Here is a 26,622-nt window from a genome sequence, read left to right as displayed (position 1 = left end):
ACACTGCACAAGTGTGTCTGCATTTACCTGAACAACAATAGTCGCTCCCTAAATTTTGGCTGACCGGCGCGTATTCACTGCCGTTTAGGCTTTTGAGAAAACAATTCATGAAGAAGCTGTGTTTGCTGGGCCTGTTCGTCAGCCTGGCCAGTCATACCGTATTGGCCGCCACGACGCCCGCACCTATAGAGAACAAGGACGCCTTCATCAGCCACCTGATGAAGCAAATGACCCTCGATGAAAAGATCGGCCAATTGCGCCTGATCAGCATCGGCCCGGAAATGCCGCGGGAGATGATCCGCAAGGAGATCGCCGCCGGCAATATCGGCGGCACCTTCAACTCGATCACCCGCGCCGAAAACCGTCCGATGCAGGACGCGGCCATGCGCAGCCGGTTGAAGATCCCGATGTTCTTCGCCTATGACGTGATCCACGGCCATCGCACCATTTTCCCGATTCCGCTGGCCCTGGCCTCGAGCTGGGACATGGACGCCATTGGTCGCTCCGGGCGCATCGCCGCCAAGGAAGCGGCGGCTGACAGCCTCGACATCACCTTCGCGCCGATGGTCGACATCTCCCGCGACCCACGCTGGGGCCGCACGTCCGAAGGCTTCGGCGAAGACACCTACCTGGTTTCGCGGATCGCCGGCGTAATGGTCAAAGCCTTCCAGGGCACCGGTGCGAACGCGGCCGACAGCATCATGGCCAGCGTCAAGCATTTTGCCTTGTACGGCGCGGTCGAGGGCGGTCGCGACTACAACGTCGTCGACATGAGCCCGGTCAAGATGTACCAGGACTACCTGCCACCGTACCGCGCAGCGATTGACGCCGGTGCCGGCGGGGTGATGGTTGCGCTGAACTCGATCAACGGCGTGCCGGCCACCGCCAACACCTGGTTGATGAACGACCTGCTGCGCAAGGAATGGGGCTTCAAGGGCCTGGCGGTCAGCGACCACGGGGCGATTTTCGAACTGATCAAGCACGGCGTCGCCGCTGACGGTCGCGAAGCCGCGAAGCTGGCGATCAAGGCCGGCATCGACATGAGCATGAACGACACCCTCTATGGCAAGGAATTGCCAGGGCTGCTGAAGGCCGGTGAGATCGAACAGAAAGACATCGACAATGCTGTGCGTGAAGTGCTCGCCGCCAAGTACGACATGGGCCTGTTCAAAGACCCGTACCTGCGCATCGGCAAGGCCGAGGATGACCCGGCCGACACCTACGCCGAAAGCCGCCTGCACCGCGCCGAAGCCCGTGATGTCGCGCGCCGCAGCCTGGTGTTGCTGAAAAACCAGGGCGAAACCCTGCCGTTGAAGAAAACCGCGAAAATCGCGCTGGTCGGTCCACTGGCCAAGGCGCCGATCGACATGATGGGCAGCTGGGCCGCTGCTGGCCGTCCCGAGCAATCGGTGACTTTGTTCGACGGCATGACCCATGCGCTTGGCGCGCAGTCGACGTTGATCTACGCCCGTGGCGCGAATATCACCAGCGACAAGAAGATCCTCGATTACCTGAACTTCCTCAACTTCGATGCGCCGGAAGTGGTGGATGATCCGCGCCCGGCCAACGTGTTGATCGATGAAGCGGTGAAAGCCGCGCAACAGGCCGATGTGGTGGTCGCAGCGGTGGGCGAATCCCGAGGCATGTCCCACGAATCGTCGAGCCGTACCGACCTGAACATCCCGGCCGCCCAGCGCGAGTTGATCAAGGCGTTGAAAGCCACCGGCAAACCGCTGGTGTTGGTATTGATGAACGGCCGTCCGCTGTCGATTCTCGAAGAGAACGAGCAGGCTGACGCGATTCTGGAAACCTGGTTCAGCGGCACCGAAGGCGGCAACGCCATTGCTGACGTGCTGTTCGGCGACTACAACCCGTCGGGCAAACTGCCGATCACTGTCCCGCGCTCGGTGGGTCAGATTCCGACCTATTACAACCACCTGAGCATTGGCCGGCCGTTCACGCCGGGCAAACCGGGCAACTACACCTCGCAGTATTTCGAAGACACCACCGGGCCGCTGTTCCCGTTCGGCTTCGGCCTGAGCTACACCCAGTTCAGCCTGACCGACATGGCCCTGTCTTCAACCACACTGAACAAGACCGGCAAGCTCGACGCCAGTGTCGTGGTGAAGAACACCGGCAAGCGTGACGGCGAAACCGTGGTGCAGCTGTACATCCAGGACGTGACCGGTTCGATGATCCGCCCGGTCAAGGAACTGAAGAACTTCCAGAAAGTACTGGTCAAGGCCGGCGAACAGAAAGTCGTGCACTTCACCATCACCGAGGATGACCTGAAGTTCTACAACGCCCAACTCAAGTACGCCGCGGAACCGGGCAAGTTCAACGTGCAGATCGGCCTGGACTCCCAGGACGTGACGCAGCAGAGCTTTGAGTTGCTGTAAGTCATACGCCACAAAACCTGTGGGAGCGGGCTTGCCCGCGATAAGGCCATAACATTCAGCATCTCTATTGATCGTTCCCACGCTCTGCGTGGGAATGCAGCCCGTGACGCTCCGCGTCACTGGACGCGGAGCGTCCCTAGAGGCATTCCCACGCAGAGCGTGGGAACGATCTGATGTAAGGCCGCCATCGCGAGCAAGCCCGCTCCCACATTAGGTTTAGGGTGTTGCGAAAATTGGGTTCAGCCTCGCCGATCCAACAGATTCACCACCAGCCGATCCACCCATCCCCACACCCTTTGCTTGACCCGCCGCCACAACGGTCGGCGCTTCCATGCTTCGAGGCTGACTTCCTGGCTCAGGGCAAAGTCATTCTCGAAACTCGCCGCCACCGCCCGGGTCAGCCCGGGGTCCAGGGCTTCGAGGTTGGCTTCCAGATTGAAACGCAGATTCCAGTGATCGAAGTTGCACGAGCCGATGCTCACCCAGTCATCGATCAACACCATCTTCAGGTGCAGGAAACACGGCTGGTATTCGAAGATCTTCACCCCGGCCCTGAGCAATCGCGGGTAGTAGCGATGCCCGGCATAGCGCACCGACGGGTGATCGGTGCGCGGCCCGGTCAGCAGCAAACGCACATCGACGCCACGAGCCGCCGCCCGGCGCAGTGAACGGCGGACTTTCCAGGTCGGCAGGAAATACGGCGTGGCCAGCCAGATTCGACGCTGGCCGCTATTCAGCGCACGAACCAGCGATTGCAGAATATCGCGGTGTTGACGGGCATCGGCATAGGCGACCCGGCCCATGCCCTCGCCCATGGCCGGCACTCGCGGCAGGCGCGGCAAACCGAAGTGCGCAGTGGGTTTCCAGGCGCGCCGATGACGGTTGGCGATCCATTGGCGGTCGAACAGCAACTGCCAGTCGATGACCAAGGGACCGTTGATTTCCACCATCACTTCGTGCCATTCGCTGGTGTCTTCGCCCGGGGTCCAGAACTCATCGGTGACCCCGGTGCCGCCGACCACCGCCAGGCATTGATCCACCAGCAGCAGCTTGCGGTGGTCGCGATAGAAATTGCCCACCCAGCGTCGCCAGCTCAGAAGATTGTAGAAACGCAACTCGACACCGGCGGCCATCAGGCGCTGACGCAAGGTCAGGGTAAAGGCCAGGCTGCCATAGTCATCGAACAGGCAGCGCACCCGCACGCCGCGTTCGGCAGCCTGGACCAGCGCCTGAACCATGGCCTCGGCGCAGGCTCCCGCCTCCACCAGGTACAGTTCCAGTTCGACTTGTTCTTCGGCGCGAGCAATCGCCACCAGCATTCGCGGAAAAAACTGCGGGCCGTCGATCAGCAGTTCAAAGCGATTGCCTTCGCGCCACGGGAAAATTGCGCCGCGCATCTCAGCGCGCCGTGAAAATCAGTACCGCACCCACCGGCACCGACAGACTGATGGCTGACAAACCGGCAACCTTGCGCAAGCTTTCCAGGCCCGGGGCCAGGTCGAAGTCTTCAGCGTTGATCACCAAAGGTTCGAGAGTCACCACTTGAAAGCGCCGGTCATCGAGACGGGTCGCCAGCAGTTCGGCGTTGTATTGGTGTTGTTTGCCATGCAGGTTGACGGTCAGCGGCAAGCGCAACTCCAGTTGTGCACCGGACGCCAGGTCGTTGATCGGCCGTAGATCGATTTGCGTGGTGATCAGCGCTTCAGGGAACGTCTGGATATCGAACAGTTCCTTGCGCATGCGTTCGTCACGCAGCGGAATGCCGCTGTTGACCGACTCCAGCTCAACCTCCACCTGCGCCAGGCCCTTGGGATCGACCTTGCCGTGCAGCACCAGAAAGCGCTGCACTTCGGAAATATTGGCGTTTTTAGTGCTGATGAACGACAGCCGCGAGGACTCGCCGTCCAGGTACCAATTGGCCTGGGCCGACACGGTGACACCGGCCAGCAGCAGGGAGGCGAGGGTTTTGCAGACAAAGCGGTTGAACATAGAGACTCATGGGCAGATAAACCTGAGCGAACCTTAACTGGCCTGAGACAGGTTGCAAACTTTCTGTTGCTCCGACCCAACCTTTGTGGCGAGGGAGCTTGCTCCCGCTGGAGTGCGAAGCGCTCCCAAAATCAGACAATGAGTTCTTCCAGTAAGACCTCGGCCGCTGGCATTACGACTGCTTCGCAGCCGAGCGGGAGCAAGCTCCCTCGCCACAAAAAAAACTGACCACTGTCAGGGCTGCAACCGACATCCCTGCCGTTCACCAACCCAAACAGCGCTGTTGCTACGCCCCATGCCGCTGACCGTCACGCGCTTGCTGGCGGCGTCATCGACGAACCCGCTGGTGGGCAAATACTGCTTCACATAGCCCTGGCAATACCCGGCCGGATTGTTCATCACATAGCGGCACGAGCAGTATTCCTTGGCGGTGTAGGCGCTGATGATGTCCGGGAAGGCCCACAGCGCTACCCGCTCCTGCCAGCCCCAGCCAAGCAAGGCGATCAGCAGCACCAGCAACAGCGCGCTGAACGGCCGACGGCGAATAAAACTGCGGCGGCTCATGGCTGCACCTGCATGGCAAATGCCTTGAGCGCGAGTCTTAGCAATTCGTTATGCCGATAACGTCCATCGCGATCATCGCCGTAGCGCACGATCACCAGGTTTTCGCTGGGAATCACGTACATCGCCTGACCCCAATGGCCCAGCGCGGCGAAGGTATCGGCGGGGGCATCGGGCCAGGGTTGTGTCGCACCCTCCACTGCGCGATTGAGCCACCAGTGACCGCCGGGCACGGCTTCATCCTGGTTGGCTTGATAGCGGGCGAAAGGCTCACGACAGAAGTCGACCCACTCCTTGGGCAGCAATTGCCGCTCACGCCAACGACCGTCGCGCGCCATCAACAGGCCGACCCGCGCCAGGTCCCGGGCAGTGAGATAGGCGTAGGACGATGCGACAAACGTTCCCGTGGCATCCGCTTCCCACACCGCACTGCGAATCCCCAAGGGTTCGAACAGCGCAGTCCATGGATAATCAGGATAACGGGCCGGGCCGACGATGGTTTTCAGCGCGGCGGACAGCAGGTTGCTGTCGCCGCTGGAGTAGCGGAATGCCTGACCGGGTTTGGCGTACTCGTCGTGCTCAACAGTGAACGCGGCCATGTCGCGGTGTCCACGGGTGTAGAGCATGGCCACCACCGAGGACTTCAATGGGGCATATTCGTAGTCTTCCTGCCAGTCCAGTCCCGAGGCCCAGTGCAGCAGGTCGGCCATGGTCATGGCGGGGTGTTTTTCCAGCGGTGGATAGAACTTCTGCACCGGATCCTGGAGTTTGAACAGCCCTTCGCCATAGGCCACCCCGAGCACCGCGGCCATGAGGCTTTTGCTGATCGACCAGGTCAGGTGCGGCGTTTGCGCAGTGGTCGGGCCGGCGTAGCGTTCGTAGATCAGTTGGCCGTCGCGGATCACCAGCAAGGCATCGGTGCGAATGCCTTGGTGAGTGGCATCGTCGCGGGGCGCGAAGGCGTAGTTCTCCAGGGCTTGAAGTGCCGTGCCGGTGACTTTCGGGCCCGGCGACCATTGCTCAGCCGGCCAGTTTTCGGCCTGGGCCGTGAGGCTAAGCAGCAACATCAAAATCAGGGACAAGCCTTTGAACATGAGGGGCGCTCGGAGGGATGAACCTGCAGAGCCTAGTCGAGCTAGATGACAGTTTTTGGATTTGAGTAGCCAATGAGGCCGCCATCGCGGGCAAGCCCGCTCCCACATGATCTGCGTCGTACACAATATTTTGCACATCAGAGATCCTTGTGGGAGCGGGCTTGCCCGCGAAGGGTCCCTTCAACCTTACGACAATCCCGCCAACGCCTTGGCCAACCGCTTGCCCCGCGCCCCTGCCGCCAAATCCATCACGGTCTGATCGCGCTGCCACATCGCCGCCCATTGTGGCGGGCCATCGGCCAGGGCCTGATTCACTTCAGCCTTGAGCCCGTCGAACTGCGCAAACAACCCGCCCAGCAACACATGCCCGGCCGGATTGTTTGGCGCCTGGCGGCTGACTTCCGCGCACCCGGCCAGCAGCGCCAGCAAGCGCAGTTGCAAGGTTTGCGGCCAGTCGTTGTCTTGGCCAACGCCGAACAGCCACGCCGTCATGGCACTCAGCACATAGATGTCTTCCAGGGTTCGGAACGGTTTGACGTAAGCATCCCAGCCATCCCCCGCCAGCAATTCACACAGTGCGTTGTCGAGAAACAACCGGCCGTGGCCTATGTCCGGCATCAGTGGCATCGGCGCGAGTTTTTCCAGACGCACACCCGGTTCGCCGGGGTAAACCACCGCAAGGTTCAAGCGCGGCACTTCGCCGGGTTCTTCACTGCGAGCAGCAACCAATAGCCAGTCGGCGGCATCGCCAGCGGTGACGAAATCCTTGCGCCCGTTCAGGCGCAGATCGCGCAGCCGGGTCTGCATGTCCGCCACCCGCAAACTGCGCTGTTCGGTCGCGCACAACGCGCCGAGGCTCAGCGGCGCGCTCGGCCAGAGCATGCGCAACGCCGCCTGATAGCCCACCAGAAACGCCAGCCCCGGCGTCGCCATCAGCCGTGCGCCGGCCACCGCCAATTCGAACGGCGACACCGCGCCCAACTGTTGCAACAAGGTTGCAAAGCCTTCACCCAGGTCAGGGTCGGCGGGCAGGCGATCGCGGCGTTTCAACAGGGTTTGCCAGGGCATAAGAGGCTCCTTGTGGGCTGTCATATAAGCATCACCAAAGCTTCATGGCGATGACACCGGGGCTACATAGCCTGACTTTGCACAACACGGCTGCATAAAGAAAGTCGATCGGCTGCAACCCAAGACGGGTGGCCAGCCCGCACGGAGACTCACAATGACTCAGATCGCCCGCATCAGCGACACCGGCAATGAACGCCGCCTGCAAGCCGAACGCCTGGTGGGCGCCGAGGCCTTGCAGGAAGCCCAGGCCTTGCGCTTCAACGTGTTCAGCGGCGAATTCAACGCCAAGCTGAAAGGCGCGGAGCTGGGTCTGGACATGGATGACTATGATGTTCACTGCGCCCACATCGGCGTGCGTGACTTGAACACCGGGCGCCTGGTGGCGACCACCCGTTTGCTCGACCATACAGCGGCCAGCAGCCTGGGCAAGTTCTACAGCGAAGAAGAATTCAGCCTGCATGGTCTGGTCCATCTGAAAGGCCCGATCCTGGAAATCGGTCGCACCTGCGTCGACCCGGCCTACCGCAACGGCGGCACTATCGCTGTGCTCTGGGGTGAACTGGCCGAAGTGCTGAACCAGGGCGGCTACAGCTATTTGATGGGTTGCGCGAGCATTCCAATGCAGGACGGCGGCATTCAAGCCCACGCGATCATGCAGCGTCTGCGCGAACGCTACCTGTGCACCGAACACCTGCGGGCCGAGCCGAAGAAGCCATTGCCGACGCTCGATATCCCGTCCAACGTCATCACCGAAATGCCGCCGCTGCTCAAGGCCTACATGCGCCTGGGCGCGAAAATCTGCGGCGAGCCGTGCTGGGACGAAGACTTCCAGGTGGCCGACGTGTTCATCCTGCTCAAGCGCGACGAGCTCTGCCCGCGCTACGCCAAGCACTTCAAGGCGGCAGTGTAATGAGCCGCTTGCGGGTGTACGCGCGAATTGCGCGAGTGCTTTTGGTCGTGACGCTGGGCTTGAGCATGGCCAGTGTGTTCGGGTTGTTCGAGCGACTGGGGATTGCCCATTCGATGGTCCGTCGCCAGCGCTGGTCGCGGTTTTTCATGGCGCGGCTGAGCAATGCCCTGCCCTTTCGCGTCACCGTCCATGGTGAATTACCAAAGGCGCCAATGCTCTGGGTGAGCAATCACGTGTCCTGGACTGACATTCCGCTGCTGGGCATGCTCACGCCGCTGTCGTTCCTGTCCAAGGCCGAAGTGCGCACCTGGCCAGTGGCGGGCTGGTTGGCGGCCAAGGCCGGCAGCCTGTTCATTCGCCGTGGTTCAGGCGACAGTCAGTTGATCCGCAAACAGATGACCCGTCATCTGGAGCAGGAACATCCACTGCTGATGTTCCCCGAAGGCACCACCACCGATGGCCGCTCGCTGCGTACGTTTCATGGCCGTTTGCTGTCCGCGGCGATCGATTCCGAAGTGGCGCTGCAACCGGTGGCGATTCGTTATCTGCGCGACGGCGAGCTCGATACCCTGGCACCGTTCATTGGCGATGATGATTTGCTCTCGCACCTGATGCGCTTGTTCGCCAATGATCGGGGTGAGGTGGAGATTCATCTGCTCAAACCGATCGAATGTCAGGACCGGGAACGTGCGGCGCTGGCGTTCGAGGCGCAGCAGGCGGTGCAGAGGGCGTTGTTCGGGGCGATTGCGCAGACACAACAGGAGCCGCTACGCCCTGCGATCGCGGCCTGACACAAATCCCCTGTGGGAGCGGGCTTGCTCGCCAAAGCGGTTTGACAGTCAGCACATGTGTTGAATGTGAAGCAGCCTTCGCGAGCAAGCCCGCTCCCACATTAGATTCGCGGTGTCGCAGCGAATGCCTGCAACTGGGGATAGAACAACCGGAAATCCTCGCTCAACGGTTCATACAACCGCCGCAATTCCTGCATCGCCCCCGCCAACTCCTCCGGCCGGGTCAACCTGCGCGAAATCCCCCGCAGCACCTGCTCAAGCACTTCGAATTCCTGATATGAACCCAGCCAATCATTGGCGACCATGTGCGGTGCAATCCGCGCCAGGCGCTCCGGCAGCTGCGGTTCGGCGGACAGCACCCGATAAACGTGCGCGGTGAACTGCTCAAGCGGCTGATCTGCATAAAGCGTCCAGTCCCGCGCCAGGCAGTGGTCGAAAAACACATCGAGCACAATCCCGGCGTAACGCCGGCGCGTGATGGAAAACCGCGACAGGGCGATGTCCACCAACGGATGGCGGTCGGTAAACACGTCGATGCTGCGGTGCAACTGAATGGCCGCTTCGATCTCCGGATCGAACTGCCCTTGCAGCCTTCCTTTGACGAAATCGCCATACAGACTGCCGAGCATTTGACCGGGACGCTGGCCACCGAGGTGCAGATGTGCGAGATAGTTCATGCGCGCAGCTTAGCACTGCGCCATCCATATCGTTATAACCCGATATACCGATTCATGCGGTCATCAGACCAAAATCATATTGGTATATCGCGAAGTACCGATTTAAAGTTCGCCTCATCGCGATATAGCGTTTTACTCATCACGAGCCCAAACCATGACCATCGACCTCGACGAAATAATAAAAGCGCTGGCACACCCAGTACGCCGAGACATCCTCATCTGGCTGAAAGACCCCAAGGTCCAGTTCCCGGAACAGCTCCACAACCATGAGTACGGCATTTGCGCCGGACAGATCGATCAACGCTGCGGCCTGTCGCAGTCGACCGTGTCCGCCCATTTGGCGACCTTGCAACGGGCGGGACTGATCAGCAGCCAGAAAGCCGGTCAATGGCACTTTTTCAAACGCAACGAGGACGTGATTCAGGCGTTCCTCGACGCCATCGACAAGGAGCTCCGCGCTCCGACAAGGAACTGACAATGCCTCTCTCGCTACTCATTCTGGCTTTGAGCGCCTTCGCCATCGGCACCACCGAGTTCGTCATCATGGGCCTGTTGCCCGAGGTGGCGGCCGATCTCGGTGTGTCGATTCCCGGCGCCGGCTGGCTGGTGACCGGTTACGCCCTGGGCGTGGCCATCGGCGCACCGTTCATGGCACTGGCCACCGCCAGGCTGCCGCGCAAGGCCGCATTGGTAGCGTTGATGGGCATCTTCATCATCGGCAATCTGCTCTGCGCCCTGGCCAGTGACTACAACGTTTTGATGTTTGCCCGTGTGGTCACCGCGCTCTGTCACGGCGCCTTCTTCGGCATCGGTTCGGTGGTGGCGGCAGGTCTGGTGCCGGCCAACAAACGTGCATCGGCCGTGGCCCTGATGTTCACCGGCCTGACTCTGGCCAACGTTCTCGGCGTGCCGCTGGGCACCGCGCTCGGTCAGGAAGCCGGCTGGCGTTCGACCTTCTGGGCGGTGACCGTGATCGGTGTGATTGCACTGATCGGCCTGATCCGCTTCCTGCCGGCCAAGCGCGATGAAGAGAAACTCGACATGCGCGCCGAACTGCGCGCCCTCAAAGGCGCCGGCATCTGGCTGTCCCTGAGCATGACTGCGCTATTCGCTGCCTCGGTCTTCACCTTGTTCACCTATGTCGCCCCGCTGTTGGGCGAGGTCACCGGAGTCTCGCCACGCGGCGTGACCTGGACCTTGATGCTCATCGGTCTGGGCCTGACGGTCGGCAACATCATCGGCGGCAAGTTGGCTGACAAAAGCCTGGCCGCGACGCTGATCGGTGTGTTCATCACCATGGCGGTCGTGTCCACCGTGCTGACCTGGACCAGCATTGCCGTGATTCCGACCGAAATCACCCTGTTCCTGTGGGCCACCGCGTGCTTCGCCGCCGTACCCGCGCTGCAAGTGAATGTTGTGACCTACGGCAAGGCGGCACCGAACCTGGTATCGACCCTGAACATCGGCGCTTTCAACGTCGGCAACGCACTCGGTGCCTGGGTCGGCGGCAGCGTCATCGCCCATGGCTTCGGTCTCACCCGCGTGCCACTCGCGGCAGCCGCACTGGCGGTACTCGCCCTGCTGGTGACCCTGATTACTTTCCGTCAGAGCGGCGATGCCGAACTGGCCCCTGTTACTAACTGATCTTTAACGAGGGTTGTATTAAATGACGACTATTTTTGATCCGATCAAACTGGGCGACCTCGAGTTGGCCAACCGCATCATCATGGCGCCGCTGACCCGCTGCCGCGCCGACGAAGGCCGTGTGCCGAATGCGCTGATGGCCGAGTACTACGTACAACGCGCCTCTGCCGGTCTGATCCTCAGCGAAGCGACTTCGGTGACACCGATAGGCGTGGGCTACCCGGACACTCCCGGTATCTGGTCCAACGACCAGGTGCGCGGCTGGAGCAACGTGACCAAAGCAATCCACGGCGCGGGCGGCAAAATCTTCCTGCAACTGTGGCACGTGGGCCGGATTTCCCACCCCTTGTACCTGAACGGCGAAGCACCGGTCGCGCCGAGTGCCATCCAGCCTAAGGGTCATGTCAGCCTGGTGCGTCCATTGGCCGACTTCCCAACCCCGCGTGCCCTGGAAACCGCTGAAATCGCCGACATCATCGACGCTTACCGCGTGGGTGCCGAGAACGCCAAGGCTGCCGGTTTCGACGGTGTGGAAATCCACGGCGCCAACGGTTACCTGCTCGACCAGTTCCTGCAAAGCAGCACCAACCAGCGCACCGACAACTATGGCGGCTCCCTGGAAAACCGTGCGCGTCTGTTGCTGGAAGTGACCGATGCCGCCATCGAAATCTGGGGCGCGGGCCGCGTGGGTGTGCACCTGTCACCCCGTGCCGATCTCCATGACATGGGCGACGACAACCTGTCCGAGACCTTCACCTATGTCGCTCGCGAACTGGGCAAGCGTGGCATCGCCTTCATTTGCTCGCGCGAGAAAGAAGCTGGTGACAGCCTCGGCCCACAACTGAAAGAAGCCTTCGGCGGCCCGTACATCGCCAACGAACGCTTCACCAAGGACAGCGCCAACGAATGGCTCGCCAGTGGCAAGGCTGACGCAGTGGCATTCGGTGTACCGTTTATCGCCAACCCAGACCTGCCGGCACGTTTGAAGGCCGATGCGCCGTTGAATGAAGCACGTCCGGAACTGTTCTATGCGAAGGGTCCGGTCGGTTACATCGACTACCCGGCGCTGTAAACATCCGCCGTTGAAATGCAAAAGCCCCGACTCGAAAGAGCCGGGGCTTTTGCATTTTGCATATAGAAGATCAAAAGATCGCAGCCTTCGGCAGCTCCTACAGGGTGTACGCCATTCAAATGCAGGAGTTGCCGAAGGCTGCGATCTAGTCAGCGCTTGCGCTGTCCCCAGGCGACCGCAAGACCGCTGAGGCAAATCACCGTGATCCCGATCACACCGAAGCTGTCCGGGGTATGGTCGAAGATCAAATACCCGTACATTCCCGCAAACAGGATCTGCCCATAACTGAACGGTGCCAACATCGCCGGCGCTGCATGGCGGAAGGCCTGGGTCAACAACATGTGACCGAACATGCCGCAAGTGCCCAGTCCGATCATGAACAGGCCGTGCAGCAACGTTGGCGTGCTCCAGAAAAACGGCAACAACGCAGTCATGATCAGGCTGTTGAGAATGCCGGTGAGAAAGTTGCTGGTGGTCGGGCTGTCGATACCGCTGAGCAGGCGGGTGAGCAATTGATAGAAGCCAAAACACAAGGCCGAGCACAGTGGCAGCAAGATCGCCGGGGTGAACAGCGCACCACCGGGCCGCACGACGATCAACACGCCGACAAATCCACCCAGCACCGCCAGCCACTGATTGCGGGTTACCCGCTCATGCAGCAACGGTACGGACAACGCGGTCACTAATAAAGGCGCAAGAAAAGTGACGGCTGTGGCTTCAGCCAAGGGGATGTAACGCAGACCGGTAGTGAAAAACAGGCTGGTGCCAATCAGGCACAGGGCGCGTAATAACTGCAAACCCGGACGCTTGGTGCGCACCACCACCGAGAAACCACTGCGTGGCACGAAAATCACCAGCATCAACAAGGTGTGCACCACGTAGCGTGCCCAAACCACCATCACGATCGGATAGAACCCGGACAGGTACTTGGACAAAGTGTCGTGACTGGCGAACAACAAAACCGCCAGGCAGATCAGCGCGATACCCTTTATCGGCTGCTCGGCGCCCTTGTAGCCCGGGTGGTTAACATTCATTCACACACTCGACACAAAATCCCTACAAAATACGTAGCTCGCTACCTATCAACCTGGCAAACGTACGTATATAAAAGCACCCCATTACAGAAAGGCGAGTGAAGCAGGGACATTCCCCGCTTCAAGTCTTGACACAAATGGATCCAATTACGCATTTTGTTTCATTTGCGCAGGCTGGGACTCAAGCGCAGCATATCCAACGCTGTATCGACACAGCGCGCGGCTTCGGTGTGCAGTTGAAAGCTGTCGGGAGCCAACAGCCACTGATACAGAATGCCATCGACGTACGCATGCAGACTGATGGCCGCGCGGGCCGTATCGAGGTCTTCCGGCAACTGCCCGCGATTCACCGCATTACTCAGGGCCAGAGCGATTCGCACATTGCAATCGAGACTGACCGTTCGGCGCTGCTGGCGCAGGTCGCACATTTCATCAGTGAATTCGCACTTATGAAACAGAATCTCATTGATGCGTCGGGTTTTCGGGTCCAGGGCAACTTGATGAAACAAATGAATCAGCAGCTTGCGCATGCAGCCCAGCGGATCGAGTTCATCTTCGCTTTCACTGGCCTTGGCCATTTCATCCAGCGGCTCATGCAAGGTATCGAGCATCGCCTGCACCAGATCCGCCTTATTACTGAAATGCCAGTAGATGGCCCCGCGAGTCACGCCGGCCAGGGTCGCGATATCGGCCAGCGTCGTGCGGGCCACGCCGCGCTCGTAAAAGGCTTTTTCTGCCGCTTCGAGTATCTGGCTTCGGGTTTCTTGAGCTTCCTCTTTGGTACGACGGACCATGGCAGTAAAACCTCAATCAGGGGTGCTTCAGCGATGTCTGAATATCAGCTGAAGAAAAGTGGGGCGAGCGCTCTCGGGCTTCGTCTGCGGCCTACAATTCAAACCTTTGGATGGCTTTTGTAACCGTGTGGATACATCGCCAAGGCCTTTACAAACAACCATGAACGTAAGTATATTCCTTAGCAAGCTACTTATCCACCCGGCAAAAATTTTTTAACCTTCCACATTTCTTGTGCGCAATTGCGCGCCTGACCCGAGGATCTTCATGCAATTCAAGCCAGCTGTTACCGCTCTGGTTACTGCCGTCGCCCTGGCATCGCTGCTCAGCGGATGTAAAAAGGAAGAGGCGGCACCTGCCGCACCAACCCCTCAGGTCGGCGTCGTAACCCTGCACCCTCAAGCCTTCACCCTGACGTCCGAACTTCCGGGGCGCACCAGTGCATTCCGCATCGCCGAAGTTCGCCCACAGGTCAACGGCATCATTCTCAAGCGACTGTTCAAGGAAGGCGGCGACGTCAAGGCCGGTCAGCAGCTTTATCAGATCGACCCATCGGTCTATGACGCGACCCTGAAAAGCGCCGAAGCCAACCTGCGTTCGACCAAGTCGATCTCCGACCGCTACAAGCAACTGGTCGATGAACAGGCTGTCAGCCGTCAGGAATACGACACCGCGCAGGCCAACCGCCTGCAATCGGAAGCGTCCCTGCAAAGCGCCCAGATCAACGTGCGCTACACCAAGGTTTACGCACCGATCTCCGGTCGCATCGGCCGTTCGTCGGTGACTGAAGGCGCGCTGGTCAGCAATGGCCAAACCGACGCCATGGCTGTCATTCAGCAACTGGACCCGATCTACGTCGACGTCACCCAGTCTTCGGTGGAGCTGCTTGAGCTGCGTCGCGAACTGGAAAGCGGTCGTCTGCAAAAGGCCGGCGATAATGCCGCCGCGGTCAAGCTGACGCTCGAAGACGGCAGCCAGTACAAGCTGGACGGCAAGCTCGAGTTCTCCGAAGTGTCGGTTGACCAGACCACCGGTTCCGTAACCCTGCGTGCCGTGTTCCCGAACCCTGATCACACCCTGCTGCCGGGCATGTTCGTTCACGCTCAGTTGCAGGCTGGTGTGGACAGCGCGGCGATTCTGGCCCCGCAACAAGGCGTGACCCGCGACCTCAAAGGCTCTCCGACCGCGCTGGTCGTCGGTCCGGACAACAAGGTCGAACTGCGTCAGCTCAAGGCCAGCCGCACTGTCGGTAACCAATGGCTGATTGAAGACGGGCTGAAGGCCGGCGATCGCGTGATCACCGAAGGGCTGCAATTCGTCAGACCTGGCGTTGAAGTGAAAGCCACTGAAGCCACTAACGTTGGCGCAAAGAGCCCGGCCACCGCACAGGCAGCTAATACTGCTGCCGGCGGCAAAGGGGAGTAAACCATGTCGAAATTTTTTATCGACCGTCCGATTTTCGCCTGGGTAATTGCCCTGGTGATTATGCTGGTCGGGGCTCTATCGATTCTCAAACTGCCGATCAACCAATACCCGAGCATTGCGCCTCCAGCTATTGCGATCTCGGTGACCTACCCGGGCGCGTCTGCACAAACCGTGCAGGACACCGTGGTGCAAGTGATCGAGCAACAGCTCAACGGTATCGATAACCTGCGTTATGTCTCCTCGGAAAGTAACTCCGACGGCAACATGACCATTACCGCGACCTTCGAGCAGGGCACCAACTCCGATACCGCGCAGGTTCAGGTCCAGAACAAGCTGAACCTGGCCACCCCGCTGCTGCCGCAAGAAGTCCAGCAACAGGGCATCCGCGTGACCAAGTCGGTGAAAAACTTCCTGATGGTCATCGGCGTGGTATCGCGCGACGGCAGCATGACCAAGGACGACCTGTCCAACTACATCGTGTCGAACATGCAGGACCCGATTTCGCGCACCGCCGGTGTCGGTGACTTTCAGGTCTTCGGTGCCCAGTACGCGATGCGGATCTGGCTGGACCCGGCCAAGTTGAACAACTACAACCTGACCCCGGTGGACGTGAAAACCGCCATCGCGGCGCAGAACGTCCAGGTCTCGTCCGGTCAACTCGGCGGCTTGCCTGCCCTGCCCGGCCAGCAGCTGAACGCGACGATCATCGGCAAGACCCGTCTGCAGACCGCCGAGCAGTTCAAGGCGATTCTGCTGAAGGTCAACAAGGACGGCTCGCAAGTGCGTGTCGGCGACGTTGCGGAAGTCGGTCTGGGTGGCGAAAACTACTCGATCAGCGCCCAGTTCAACGGCGCCCCGGCCTCCGGCCTGGCGGTGAAACTGGCCAACGGCGCCAACGCCCTCGACACCGCAAAAGCCCTGCGTAATACCATCGACACCCTCAAGCCTTTCTTCCCGGAAGGGATGGAAGTGGTGTTCCCGTACGACACTACCCCGGTGGTGACCGAGTCGATCAAGGGCGTGGTTGAAACCCTGGTCGAAGCGATCGTGCTGGTGTTCCTGGTGATGTTCCTGTTCCTGCAAAACTTCCGCGCCACCGTCATCACCACGATGACCGTGCCAGTGGTATTGCTGGGTACGTTCGGGATCCTCGCGGCGTTCGGCTTCAGCATCAACACCCTGACCATGTTCGGCATGGTATTGGCCATCGGCTTGCTGGTGGACGATGCCATCGTCGTGGTGGAAAACGTCGAACGGGTCATGAGCGAAGAAGGCCTGTCACCCAAGGAGGCCACGAAGAAATCCATGGGGCAGATCCAGGGTGCCCTGGTCGGTATCGCCCTGGTGCTGTCGGCGGTACTGCTGCCGATGGCGTTCTTCAGTGGTTCCACCGGTGTGATCTACAAGCAGTTCTCGATCACCATCGTTTCGGCCATGGCCTTGTCGGTATTGGTGGCATTGATCTTCACTCCAGCGCTCTGCGCGACCATGCTCAAGGCGATTCCGAAAGGCGAGCACGGGACGCCGAAACGCGGCTTCTTCGGCTGGTTCAACCGCAGCTTCGACCGTGGCGTCAAAAGCTACGAGCGCGGCGTGGGCAATATACTCACGCACAAGGCTCCCTACCTGCTGGCGTACCTGATCATTGTGGTCGGCATGATCTGGCTGTTCACCCGTATTCCAACGGCGTTCCTGCCCGAAGAAGACCAGGGCGTACTGTTTGCTCAAGTGCAGACACCGGCAGGTTCCAGCTCCCAGCGCACGCAAGTGGTCGTGGACGAAATGCGCGAATTCCTGCTGCGTCCGAGCTCGGAGGGCGGTGAAGGCGATGCGGTAGCCTCGGTGTTTACCGTGACCGGCTTCAACTTCGCCGGCCGTGGCCAGAGTTCGGGTATGGCGTTCATCATGCTCAAACCGTGGGAAGAACGTAACGCCGACAACAGCGTGTTCAAACTCGCGGCCCGTGCCCAACAGCACTTCTTTACCTTCCGCGACGCCATGGTGTTTGCCTTCGCACCACCGGCGGTACTGGAACTGGGTAACGCCACCGGTTTCGACGTGTTCCTTCAGGACCGCGCCGGTATCGGTCACGAAAAGCTGATGGAAGCCCGTAACCAGTTCCTCGGCATGGCGGCGCAAAGCAAGGTCCTGTCGCAAGTCCGTCCTAACGGCCTGAACGACGAGCCGCAATACCAGCTGGAAATCGACGATGAGAAGGCCAGCGCCCTGGGCGTGACCCTCACCGACATCAACAACACCCTGTCGATTGCCCTGGGCAGTAGCTATGTGAACGACTTCATCGACCGCGGTCGAGTGAAGAAGGTTTACATACAAGGCCTGCCTGGCGCTCGCATGAGCCCTGAGGACCTGAAGAAGTGGTACGTGCGCAACAGCGCCGGCACCATGGTTCCGTTCTCGTCGTTCGCCAAGGGTGAGTGGATCTACGGTTCGCCGAAACTGGCCCGTTACAACGGCGTAGAAGCGATGGAAATCCTCGGTGCCCCGGCGCCAGGCCATTCCACTGGTGAAGCGATGGCCGAAGTCGAAGCCCTGGCCAAGAAACTGCCGGCCGGTGTCGGTATTTCCTGGACGGGCCTGTCGTACGAGGAACGTCTGTCCGGCTCGCAAGCGCCAGCGTTGTACGCCTTGTCGCTGCTGATGGTGTTCCTGTGTCTGGCGGCGCTGTATGAAAGCTGGTCGATCCCGATCGCGGTGATGCTGGTGGTACCGCTGGGGATTATCGGTGCGCTGATGGCGACCAGCATGCGTGGCCTGTCCAACGACGTGTACTTCCAGGTGGGGCTGTTGACCACGATCGGCCTGGCAGCGAAAAACGCCATTCTGATCGTCGAGTTCGCCAAGGAACTGCATGAGCAAGGACGTAGCTTGCGCGATGCCGCGATCGAAGCCTGCCGGATGCGTCTGCGACCGATCATCATGACCTCGCTCGCGTTCGTGCTCGGTGTGGTTCCGCTGGCCATTTCCACGGGCGCAGGTTCGGGTAGCCAGCATGCGATCGGTACCGGGGTGATTGGCGGTATGATCACAGCCACTGTGCTGGCGATCTTCTGGGTCCCCTTGTTCTTTGTCACCGTGTCGTCCATGGGCCAGCGCAAAGTCGCCGACCAGGATGACGCCATTGAACCATCTAAAGAGGCTGGCTAATGAGCAAGTCGCTACTCTCCATCGCAGTCGCCGCCTTCGTGCTGAGCGGCTGCTCGCTGATACCCGATTATCAGCAGCCTGAAGCTCCGGTGGCGGGCCAATACCCGCAAGGCCCGGCGTATTCGCCGGCCCAGGCGCCCAACCAGGCCGCCGCTGAACAAGGCTGGAAGCAGTTTTTCCACGACCCGGCGCTGCAACAGCTGATTCAGACCGCGCTGGAGAACAACCGTGACCTGCGCGTCGCGGCGCTGAACATCGACGCTTATGCGGCTCAATACCGCATTCAGCGTGCCGATCTGTTCCCGGCGGTTTCGGCCACCGGCAGCGGCAGCCGTCAGCGAGTCCCGGCACGGGCCTCGCAAACCGGTGAAGCAGCCATCTCCAGTTCCTACTCGGCCACCGTCGGCATCAGCGCTTATGAACTCGACCTGTTCGGTCGGGTTCGCAGCCTGAGCGAAGAAGCCCTGCAGAAATACTTCGCCACTGAAGAAGCACGCCGCAGCACGCAGATCAGCCTGGTGGCCAGTGTGGCCAATGCCTATCTGACCTGGCAGGCTGATAAAGAGCTGCTGAAACTGACCCAGGAAACCCTCGGCGCCTTCGAGGAGAGCTACAAGCTCACCTCGCGCAGCAACGAAGTGGGTGTAGCCTCGGCGCTGGATCTGGCCCAGTCGCGTACCTCGGTGGAAAACGCCCGTGCGCAACTGGCCAAATACACCCGTCAGGTCGCCCAGGATGAAAACAGCCTGGTGCTGCTGCTCGGCACCGGTATTCCGGCCAATCTGCAAGCGGCCAAGCCACTGTCGGACGACGTGCTGAGCGAAGTGCCGGCCGGCCTGCCGTCGGACTTGCTGCAACGTCGTCCGGACATCCTTCAGGCCGAGTACAACCTCAAAGCTGCCAACGCCAACATCGGCGCGGCACGGGCTGCGTTCTTCCCGAGCATCAGCCTGACCGCCAATGCCGGCTCCCTGAGCCCGGATCTGTCCGGTCTGTTCAAGGGCGGTTCGGGCACCTGGTTGTTCCAGCCGCAGATCAACTTGCCGATCTTCAACGCCGGCTCCCTGCGCGCCAGTCTGGATTACTCCAAGATCCAGAAAGACATCGGCGTGGCGAACTACGAGAAGTCCATTCAAACGGCCTTCCAGGAAGTCGCCGATGGCCTGGCTGCACGCCAGACCTACACCGAGCAGTTGCAGGCTCAGCGTGATTTCGTCAGCGCCAACCAGGACTACTACCGTCTGGCCGAGCGTCGCTACCGCATCGGTGTCGACAGCAACCTGACCTTCCTCGACGCCCAGCGCCAGTTGTTCAGCGCCCAACAAGCGCTGATCACCGACCGTCTGGCGCAGCTGACCAGCGCGGTCAATCTGTACAAGGCATTGGGTGGTGGCTGGAATGAACAGACGGCGAAGAACGAGCCGTTGAAAGAAGAAGCGCCGAAGATGAAGTTGTTCTGATAGCGCGGTAAAAACACGAAGCCCACCGATTGGTGGGCTTTTTGTTGAGCACGAAAAAGACAATGCATTGCCCGAGAAGAATGCACCGCGTTTTTTCAGGTATTACGCGTCATCGTTCTTCGCGGGCAAGCCACGCCCCCACAGATTCATCCGCCAACACCATTGACCAGAAACACCGGCTCCTCCAGATAATCGAGCCCTAAGCGGTTTTCGAACATTTCATCGCGCAATGCCGCCGTGGTGAAACAGCCCAACTCCAGGGCGGTGGCCAGCAGTGAAAAGGTCTGACTCAGATGCCCGGCATCCATCAGCGCCACCCGCAGTGCGCGGCTGAATTCGTATTTCCAGGCCATCCGCTCGACCCGCGCAGTAGAAACGAACACCGCCGCCGCATCCTCGATCCATGGCTGCCCGCCACAGGCTTCGTTGATCCAGGTTCGTGGATCTTCCAGAGATAACAATTCAAGCCCGTGACGGCGTACCGAATAATGGTAAAGGCCCCGCTCGAAACCTTGCACATTCATCAGCACCGCATACACCTCGGTGCCCTGAAGCGAACCACCGGCTGGCGAGGTTTTCTTCAGGAAGTAGTCGCCCATGTGGTTCGTTTCCATGACGGTCGCACCCCAGGTGTAGTAGAGCAACAGCGACAGCTGCGCCGAACTCAACGGCCGGTCACTGAAGGTTCGCGACGTGCGGCGATTGCACAGTGAGTCCAGCAACGCCGGCTGAGCGATCGTGCACGACGGCAGCAACAGCGGGTTTTCCAGGGCAATGAACGGATGGGACCAATAGTCCTTGAATGCCGAGGGCTGGCGTCGTGCCGAGGCCTTCTGCTCAAGCTCGGTTTCCAGCTCGACGACGCTGATGTAGGGCGTGTGCGAACCGGTCCGGGTACTCAGGTAAAACTCCAGCGCCGCGTCCCAGTGAGTCCAAAGGTTGAGAGACGGGGCAATCGGCGATTGATTCGTAGCAGGCAGCAAAACACCGTGGCTGACCAGCGTCCTCAGGAACGCCAGGTTGTCGTCCTGTGCGGGGCTCTGCAGAACATCCGGTAGCAACAAGGCACTTTCCAGCGTCTGGGGACTCAGGAAGTGGCGCAGTAACGGCAGAAGCGTGACGCAAAATTCCAGGCTCAGGTCCTGCTGCCGATCCCGGATAAAAAACGACGCCGAGCCGATGCTCAGCCAGGTACTTTCCCTGAGTTTCAACAGGGTCTGCGCGCCCGCCGAGGGCGTTTCTTGCGCGGTCTGTTGTTCGCGCCCCTGCCAGAACAGCGCCTTGGGTCTCAAGGATTTGATCGCCTTGATCAATGTCAACAGCTCTGCGTCATCGGTTTTGCGGGAAATATCCCACTCAAGGGTGATCGCTTTCACCGGGGATGATGCAAACAAATGACACAAGATGTCCCAATCCCGCCGCGGATGGCCGGTGTGAATTTCAATCAACCGGTCCAGCGGCAACGAACGCAAATAGTCGTTCAGATCATAACCCTGGGTTCTGGCAGTCGTGATTGCGCTGTCGAGGTCCAGCAGAAAACCCGAGCCGCTGCGCTCCACCACGCTGCAAATGAACTCGCCTTCGGGCTGCTCTTGCGCACCGGGCAATGCAAACAATCGCGGTGCGTTTTCAAGCACCAGCGGTGTTGCCGTGAGTTCCTGCAATTCAATGGCATTGGCCACCACCGTGTCAGCCACCTCTTGGGCCAGGGTCGGCAAAATGAAGTGCTGAGTGTCGCCACCGTGGAAACGCGACCAGGAAATATGCTCGGCCAGCCAAGGCGAGCGGGTTTTGTCGCACAGTCGCCGCGTCATGTGCAGAAATTCGCGATCCATCGCGATACCCACGCTGCCCAGGGACAAACTGGATGAATGCAGCAAGCTCGGCACTCGGGCACTGACCTCAAGCAAACGAGGTTCCAGGATGCAGTGTGTCGGCTGAAACTCGACGTAATCGAAATGCGGCAAGCCCTCAGTGAGAATCCGTTCGACGGTGCGGTCGAGTCTATTCTCCGGCAGGTCATCCTGAAGACTGTGCCGTGGCAAATGGTATTCCAGCCCTACTCCGGCCTCGGGATATTGCGAGGCATCAAACATCCCCATATGAGCCTCCCTGGCATCAACCGGTCATGCCCAGCAAGCGTTGTCGCTCAACCTGGGCTCCCGATATCGCTAACAGCCCGGCATACTGGTTTTCCAGTGTTCTGACCTCTTTAATCAGGTTTTCCAGAAGCTGACGTCCTTGGGGTGTGAAATCGGCGCTGGCTTCGAAATCCGGCAAAGCCTTGATCAAGCCTTGCAGGATGAACACTAAACGTTTTTGCGCCCGTAGCAGTTCGCGAGATGAGCGCGAACGAACCCGCCCCATGTATTTGACCAACGCGATGTACACGAAAAACGCATGGAAATAGCCATACAGATCACGTTTCTGCCCCGACCACGGCAACGTACACACCGCCTCCCGCGAAGCCTCTTCGTTGAGCACCGGACACACTTCTACAATGTTATAGAGCAATTGATGAGTGGCCTCATGCACCAGAGACTCTTCCAGATCAAGTATCGAATCATCGCGGCTCGATATGAGGATAATCCCGGTAAAGCGGGACGCCGAGCAGCTTCGAAACGAACCATCGGGCAAATAACAAATAGACTTGACCAGCTTTTTAAATTGTTCGTGGCAGGCGGGCCAGGTGTGTTCTATGCGCAACAAGGCAATATTCACCACATCGCGAAAAAAGTTTACGGAATAACCGCCATGTTCCAACTGCTTGCGGGTAGCTTCATCTTCCGGAAACTCATAACTGGGCGGAGCGGCTATCGCCACCAGCGGATCGACATTAAACCGATACACAGGCGGGCAATAGTCGTTCGGACGAGCAGTGTCCGTTGCTTTCACACGCGCCAGCATTTCTGGAAACTCAATGAGCATCTTCTCTAACTCATGGGTATCCGCCGCCTTTTTTGTTATAACCAGATTGGTGTGATGAGAAGCCAGCAAGTTCCATATTTGAAACACCGGATCATTAATAATCAAACGCTGTTCTCGGGTTGGCGGCACTATAAGATTAAAGGCCTGCTCAAAAAACTCCGCCAAATGCGGAGCGCGGGGGAATAGTTGAAATAGTTCGGTGTACAACGCTGCAAAGCATGTGTAGCGGTTTCGACTGACTTGCTCCAGCAGCACTTCAAATCGTGAGGGCTCCGAATCCGGTAAAAATGTCGTGCCCTGAAATAAATCGTCAACGGATAATTCACGTTGACCACTGCTCCCAATATCCATTTCCTCAACCTTCCCTTAGGCTGGCGGCAATGGCTTCGCCATCGTCAGACTGGCAATGCCATAACCTAACTGTTCATAGAGACGACGAGCCGCATTGTTGCGACCAAAAACATGGAGTCGAACTTCCTCGCATCCCGCCTGGCGCGCCCATGACTCGAGGGCCAGCAGCGATTGTTTTGCATAACCCTGGCGGCGCTCGCCAGGGTCAATGTAAATATCCAGAATGAAGGCGATCTTCCCGACACCGGCATTTCGTTCGGCGATCCATAACTCACCGACACGACGCGCTTGATCCTTGATCACCCAGAGTTGATTTTTTTCAGTCAGTCGCCCTTGCGGCAACAATTGCTCGAAGACACTTCGTGCCTTTTGCGACGCTTGCTCCCGCCCCCACTCGCCCGCGGCGACCATCCCGTCGCCATACTCGGCAACGGCTCTTTCGGCGAACGTAACAAAGTCCGCGTCATTCATTGGAGCCAAGGTGACAGACATGAGCCATTCACTCCGTGCCCGTGCGCGTCAGGTCATGAGTCTAATAAGGCCATTCGGCGTACCACCGTGAAAGCCCACCGTTCGTGGCACGCCAAATGGCATCACCCACCGTTAATCCATGCGCGCTTGTTGCTGCTGGTTCTGTGTATCAAATACCGCGCGTATCCCCAGGTTGTTCCGGATGCTGGAGGAAGCTGCCGTCAGTTTTGCAGCATCAATACCTTTAACCGCTGCGATCTCGTCAGTACTTAAGTGCACGCCAATATTTTTAGCCGCCCCTGCCGGATCACTGTGTAAGGCGCTGGCAAATTTTTCGTCCAGCACGGCTCGTCCCAGAACCGAGGCCAAACGTTCCTGATTGACTTTATTACCCATGGTACTTCTCCTTATTACTTCGGCATGACGAAAAATATTCCTCTGACAAAGCGCGAGAGTGTCTTTTTCCCGCCTGAGGACTTTGAATATAGCAAGACCTCTTTTCTTTTCCAGCCATGCCCATGGCTCTCTTTAAATCTTTTCACGATAAGCGACAACACCAATTTTTCAAGTTTAACTGGCGTTTATCGACACACCTTTAATGACCGTAAACGCTACAGGAAATCTCTTACAACTAAAGCAATAAATACTTCCATCTAATATCAACCAATAACAAAGCGTCATTAATAGAACACACAAACGAAAACCATCATTGAACCGTATAACCATTGGATTTAATTAAGAATGCCTTGTGTCATCCGTGAACCGGCAGGCATCGATAAGTGTTCGTTAATCGCCCAAAACCCCATTCAGCCAATTGAATCGCCCCGCCCATCCCTCGCACCATTGCCCGCACCTGCATAAACCAATAACAACAGGTCCGACCCCATGACGACTCGCCCTACCCGCTCCGGCTGATCTCGCCCGCGCCCTATCCGTATTCGAATTTTTGTCTGCAACACCTGGTTGCGGCTGTGTACTGCTTCACTCCTTACAATTAGAGAGACCCAAGCCCATGACGCCTTCCACCACGCAGTATTTCTTTCCCAGCCTGATCGCCATCGCACTGGCCGGTGCGGCCCTGCCCGCCATGGCCGAGGAAGCCGGTTTTGTCGAAGGCGCCAAGGTCAACCTGAACCTGCGCAATTTCTACATCAACCGTAACTTCACCAACCCGACCAAAAGCCAGGGCAAGGCTGAAGAGTGGACGCAAAGCTTCATCCTCGACGCCAAGTCCGGGTTCACCCAAGGCACCGTCGGGTTTGGCATGGACGTGCTGGGCTTGTACTCGGTCAAGCTCGACGGCGGCAAAGGTACCGGCGGTACGCAGTTGTTGCCGCTGGATCACGATGGTCGTCCGGCAGACAATTTCGGTCGAACCAACGTGGCGTTCAAGGCCAAGCTGTCCCAGACCGAAGTGAAGGTCGGCGAGTGGATGCCGGTGCTGCCGATCCTGCGTTCGGACGACGGTCGCTCGTTGCCGCAAACCTTCCGTGGCGGCCAGATCACCTCGAAGGAAATCGACGGCCTGACGCTCTACGGCGGCCAGTTCCGCGCCAATAGCCCGCGTGATGACAGCAGCATGAATGACATGTCGATGACCGGCAAAGCGGCGTTCACCTCAGACCGCTTCAACTTTCAGGGCGGTGAATATGCCTTCAACGGCAAGCGCACCCAGATCGGCCTGTGGAACGCTGAACTCAAGGACATCTACAACCAGCAATACGTCAACCTGATCCACACCCAACCGCTGGGCGACTGGACGCTGGGCGCCAATCTGGGGTTCTTCTACGGCAAGGATGACGGCAGCGCCCGGGCCGGCGAGCTGGACAACAAAACCTGGTCGGGCCTGTTCTCGGCCAAATATGGCGGCAACACCTTCTATGTCGGCCTGCAAAAACTCACCGGTGACAGTGCCTGGATGCGGGTCAACGGCACCAGCGGCGGCACCTTGGCCAACGACAGCTACAACGCCAGCTATGACAATGCGAAGGAAAGATCCTGGCAATTGCGCCACGACTACAACTTCGCCGCCCTTGGCGTGCCAGGCCTGACCCTGATGAACCGCTACATCAGCGGCGACAACGTCCACACTGCAACCACCAGCGACGGCAAGGAATGGGGCCGTGAAAGCGAACTGGGCTACACCGTGCAGAGCGGTACGCTCAAAGACCTCAACGTCAAATGGCGCAACTCGACCATCCGCCGCGACTTCAGCAACAATGAGTTCGACGAGAACCGGTTGATCGTCAGCTATCCGATCAGCCTGCTGTAAACACAGACCAAATGTGGAAGCGGGCTTGCTCGCGAAAGCGGTGCATCAGCTTGCATCAATGCTGAATGTTAAACCGCTTTCGCGAGCAAGCCCGCTCCCACAGGTGGGTGGTGGACAGTTACTCCCGCGATTCAACCCCCAACTCATCCCACACCGACTCAGCCAGGTGGAAGGTCGCATTGGCCGCAGGGATGCCGCAGTAGATCGCACTCTGCATGATCACTTCCTTGATCTCGCCGCGGGTCACGCCGTTGTTGGCGGCGGCGCGCAGGTGCAGTTTGAGTTCTTCGTTGCGGTTCATGCCGATCAGCATCGCGATGGTGATCAGGCTACGGGTGTGGCGCGGCAGGCCCGGGCGGGTCCAGATGTCGCCCCAGGCGTGGCGGGTGATCATCTCCTGGAACTCCGAGTTGAACTCGGTCAGCGCATTCAGGCTGCGGTCGACATGGGCGTCGCCCAGTACTGCGCGGCGAACGTTCAGGCCCTCGTCGTAACGTTGTTTCTCGTCCACAACAATCC

At 59.2% G+C, this 26,622-nt stretch carries 23 protein-coding genes; 10 read left to right on the top strand and 13 right to left on the bottom strand.

The annotated features are described in order from the left end of the window. Positions 1-107: 107 nt before the first annotated feature. Entirely contained in the window at positions 108-2,399 is a 2,292-nt protein-coding gene (gene bglX, locus AC1RQB_RS08665) for a beta-glucosidase BglX (RefSeq protein ID WP_063342732.1), read from the top strand. 239 nt (positions 2,400-2,638) lie between these two features. Here the strand turns inward: bglX and AC1RQB_RS08660 are convergent, their stop codons facing one another. The 5 genes from AC1RQB_RS08660 to AC1RQB_RS08640 form a co-directional block, all read right to left on the bottom strand. Then, positions 2,639-3,796, bottom strand: a complete 1,158-nt coding sequence (locus AC1RQB_RS08660; protein WP_063342731.1) for a phospholipase D-like domain-containing protein — start codon at positions 3,794-3,796, stop codon at positions 2,639-2,641. 1 nt (position 3,797) lies between these two features. Then, positions 3,798-4,388: a YceI family protein gene (locus AC1RQB_RS08655; protein WP_063342730.1), complete on the bottom strand. Its 591-nt coding sequence runs from the start codon at positions 4,386-4,388 to the stop codon at positions 3,798-3,800. A gap of 234 nt (positions 4,389-4,622) precedes the next feature. Beyond that, positions 4,623-4,952 (bottom strand): hypothetical protein, encoded by a 330-nt coding sequence (locus AC1RQB_RS08650; protein WP_063342729.1) that lies wholly within the window; start codon positions 4,950-4,952, stop codon positions 4,623-4,625. Beyond that, positions 4,949-6,043: a serine hydrolase domain-containing protein gene (locus AC1RQB_RS08645; RefSeq protein WP_063342728.1), complete on the bottom strand. Its 1,095-nt coding sequence runs from the start codon at positions 6,041-6,043 to the stop codon at positions 4,949-4,951. The genes AC1RQB_RS08650 and AC1RQB_RS08645 overlap by 4 nt, the downstream gene beginning before the upstream one ends. A gap of 186 nt (positions 6,044-6,229) precedes the next feature. Continuing rightward, complete coding sequence (locus tag AC1RQB_RS08640) at positions 6,230-7,111, bottom strand: acyl-CoA dehydrogenase middle domain-containing protein (RefSeq protein WP_063342727.1); 882 nt, start codon at positions 7,109-7,111, stop codon at positions 6,230-6,232. Between the two features lie 154 nt (positions 7,112-7,265). Here AC1RQB_RS08640 and olsB point away from each other — a divergent pair, with 154 nt between their 5' ends. Continuing rightward, complete coding sequence (olsB, locus tag AC1RQB_RS08635; protein ID WP_063342726.1) at positions 7,266-8,021, top strand: L-ornithine N(alpha)-acyltransferase; 756 nt, start codon at positions 7,266-7,268, stop codon at positions 8,019-8,021. Further along, complete coding sequence (locus tag AC1RQB_RS08630; protein ID WP_008074541.1) at positions 8,021-8,812, top strand: lysophospholipid acyltransferase family protein; 792 nt, start codon at positions 8,021-8,023, stop codon at positions 8,810-8,812. The genes olsB and AC1RQB_RS08630 overlap by 1 nt, the downstream gene beginning before the upstream one ends. Positions 8,813-8,913: 101 nt before the next feature. Here the strand turns inward: AC1RQB_RS08630 and AC1RQB_RS08625 are convergent, their stop codons facing one another. Continuing rightward, entirely contained in the window at positions 8,914-9,489 is a 576-nt protein-coding gene (locus AC1RQB_RS08625; protein ID WP_063342725.1) for an acyl carrier protein phosphodiesterase, read from the bottom strand. Between the two features lie 154 nt (positions 9,490-9,643). On the opposite strand from AC1RQB_RS08625, the gene AC1RQB_RS08620 reads away from it, so the two are divergent. The 3 genes from AC1RQB_RS08620 to AC1RQB_RS08610 are packed head-to-tail and all read left to right on the top strand — an operon-like array spanning position 9,644 to position 12,205. Further along, positions 9,644-9,964 (top strand): ArsR/SmtB family transcription factor, encoded by a 321-nt coding sequence (locus AC1RQB_RS08620; RefSeq protein ID WP_007903797.1) that lies wholly within the window; start codon positions 9,644-9,646, stop codon positions 9,962-9,964. A 2-nt stretch (positions 9,965-9,966) separates the two neighbouring features. After that, entirely contained in the window at positions 9,967-11,133 is a 1,167-nt protein-coding gene (locus tag AC1RQB_RS08615) for an MFS transporter (RefSeq protein ID WP_063342724.1), read from the top strand. A gap of 22 nt (positions 11,134-11,155) precedes the next feature. Next, the gene (locus AC1RQB_RS08610; RefSeq protein WP_038979272.1) at positions 11,156-12,205 is read left to right on the top strand and encodes an alkene reductase; all 1,050 of its coding nucleotides are present in this window, start codon (positions 11,156-11,158) and stop codon (positions 12,203-12,205) included. Between the two features lie 149 nt (positions 12,206-12,354). On the opposite strand, the gene AC1RQB_RS08605 is transcribed toward AC1RQB_RS08610, so the two are convergent. After that, positions 12,355-13,239, bottom strand: a complete 885-nt coding sequence (locus tag AC1RQB_RS08605) for a DMT family transporter (RefSeq protein WP_063342723.1) — start codon at positions 13,237-13,239, stop codon at positions 12,355-12,357. A gap of 161 nt (positions 13,240-13,400) precedes the next feature. Beyond that, positions 13,401-14,033 (bottom strand): efflux system transcriptional repressor EmhR, encoded by a 633-nt coding sequence (gene emhR / locus AC1RQB_RS08600; protein ID WP_063342722.1) that lies wholly within the window; start codon positions 14,031-14,033, stop codon positions 13,401-13,403. Between the two features lie 265 nt (positions 14,034-14,298). Here emhR and emhA point away from each other — a divergent pair, with 265 nt between their 5' ends. The 3 genes from emhA to emhC are packed head-to-tail and all read left to right on the top strand — an operon-like array spanning position 14,299 to position 20,081. Continuing rightward, on the top strand, positions 14,299-15,456 hold the full coding sequence (gene emhA, locus AC1RQB_RS08595) for an efflux RND transporter periplasmic adaptor subunit EmhA (protein WP_063342721.1): 1,158 nt from the start codon (positions 14,299-14,301) through the stop codon (positions 15,454-15,456). A gap of 3 nt (positions 15,457-15,459) precedes the next feature. Further along, positions 15,460-18,621 carry an efflux RND transporter permease subunit EmhB gene (gene emhB, locus AC1RQB_RS08590; protein ID WP_063342720.1) on the top strand — a complete coding sequence of 1,054 codons (3,162 nt, stop codon included), beginning with the start codon at positions 15,460-15,462 and terminating at the stop codon, positions 18,619-18,621. Beyond that, on the top strand, positions 18,621-20,081 hold the full coding sequence (gene emhC / locus AC1RQB_RS08585; protein WP_063342719.1) for an efflux RND transporter outer membrane subunit EmhC: 1,461 nt from the start codon (positions 18,621-18,623) through the stop codon (positions 20,079-20,081). The genes emhB and emhC overlap by 1 nt, the downstream gene beginning before the upstream one ends. A gap of 146 nt (positions 20,082-20,227) precedes the next feature. Here the strand turns inward: emhC and AC1RQB_RS08580 are convergent, their stop codons facing one another. From AC1RQB_RS08580 to AC1RQB_RS08565, 4 genes are all read right to left on the bottom strand, one after another. Then, entirely contained in the window at positions 20,228-22,183 is a 1,956-nt protein-coding gene (locus AC1RQB_RS08580) for a multinuclear nonheme iron-dependent oxidase (protein WP_063342718.1), read from the bottom strand. A gap of 16 nt (positions 22,184-22,199) precedes the next feature. Beyond that, complete coding sequence (locus AC1RQB_RS08575; RefSeq protein WP_063342717.1) at positions 22,200-23,360, bottom strand: aKG-HExxH-type peptide beta-hydroxylase; 1,161 nt, start codon at positions 23,358-23,360, stop codon at positions 22,200-22,202. Positions 23,361-23,375: 15 nt separating this feature from the next. Then, a complete protein-coding gene (locus AC1RQB_RS08570; protein ID WP_063342716.1) occupies positions 23,376-23,852 on the bottom strand; it encodes a GNAT family N-acetyltransferase in 477 nt (158 codons plus the stop codon). A gap of 111 nt (positions 23,853-23,963) precedes the next feature. Beyond that, on the bottom strand, positions 23,964-24,227 hold the full coding sequence (locus AC1RQB_RS08565) for an Os1348 family RiPP precursor (protein WP_019647907.1): 264 nt from the start codon (positions 24,225-24,227) through the stop codon (positions 23,964-23,966). A 616-nt stretch (positions 24,228-24,843) separates the two neighbouring features. On the opposite strand from AC1RQB_RS08565, the gene AC1RQB_RS08560 reads away from it, so the two are divergent. Further along, a complete protein-coding gene (locus tag AC1RQB_RS08560; protein WP_063342715.1) occupies positions 24,844-26,103 on the top strand; it encodes an OprD family porin in 1,260 nt (419 codons plus the stop codon). Positions 26,104-26,221: 118 nt separating this feature from the next. Here the strand turns inward: AC1RQB_RS08560 and pcaC are convergent, their stop codons facing one another. Next, on the bottom strand, positions 26,222-26,614 hold the full coding sequence (gene pcaC, locus AC1RQB_RS08555) for a 4-carboxymuconolactone decarboxylase (RefSeq protein ID WP_008005892.1): 393 nt from the start codon (positions 26,612-26,614) through the stop codon (positions 26,222-26,224). Positions 26,615-26,622 lie beyond the last annotated feature (8 nt).

This window comes from Pseudomonas sp. GW822-FHT02E03, from assembly GCF_058802325.1.
This window is presented reverse-complemented; position numbering and strand designations above follow the sequence as displayed.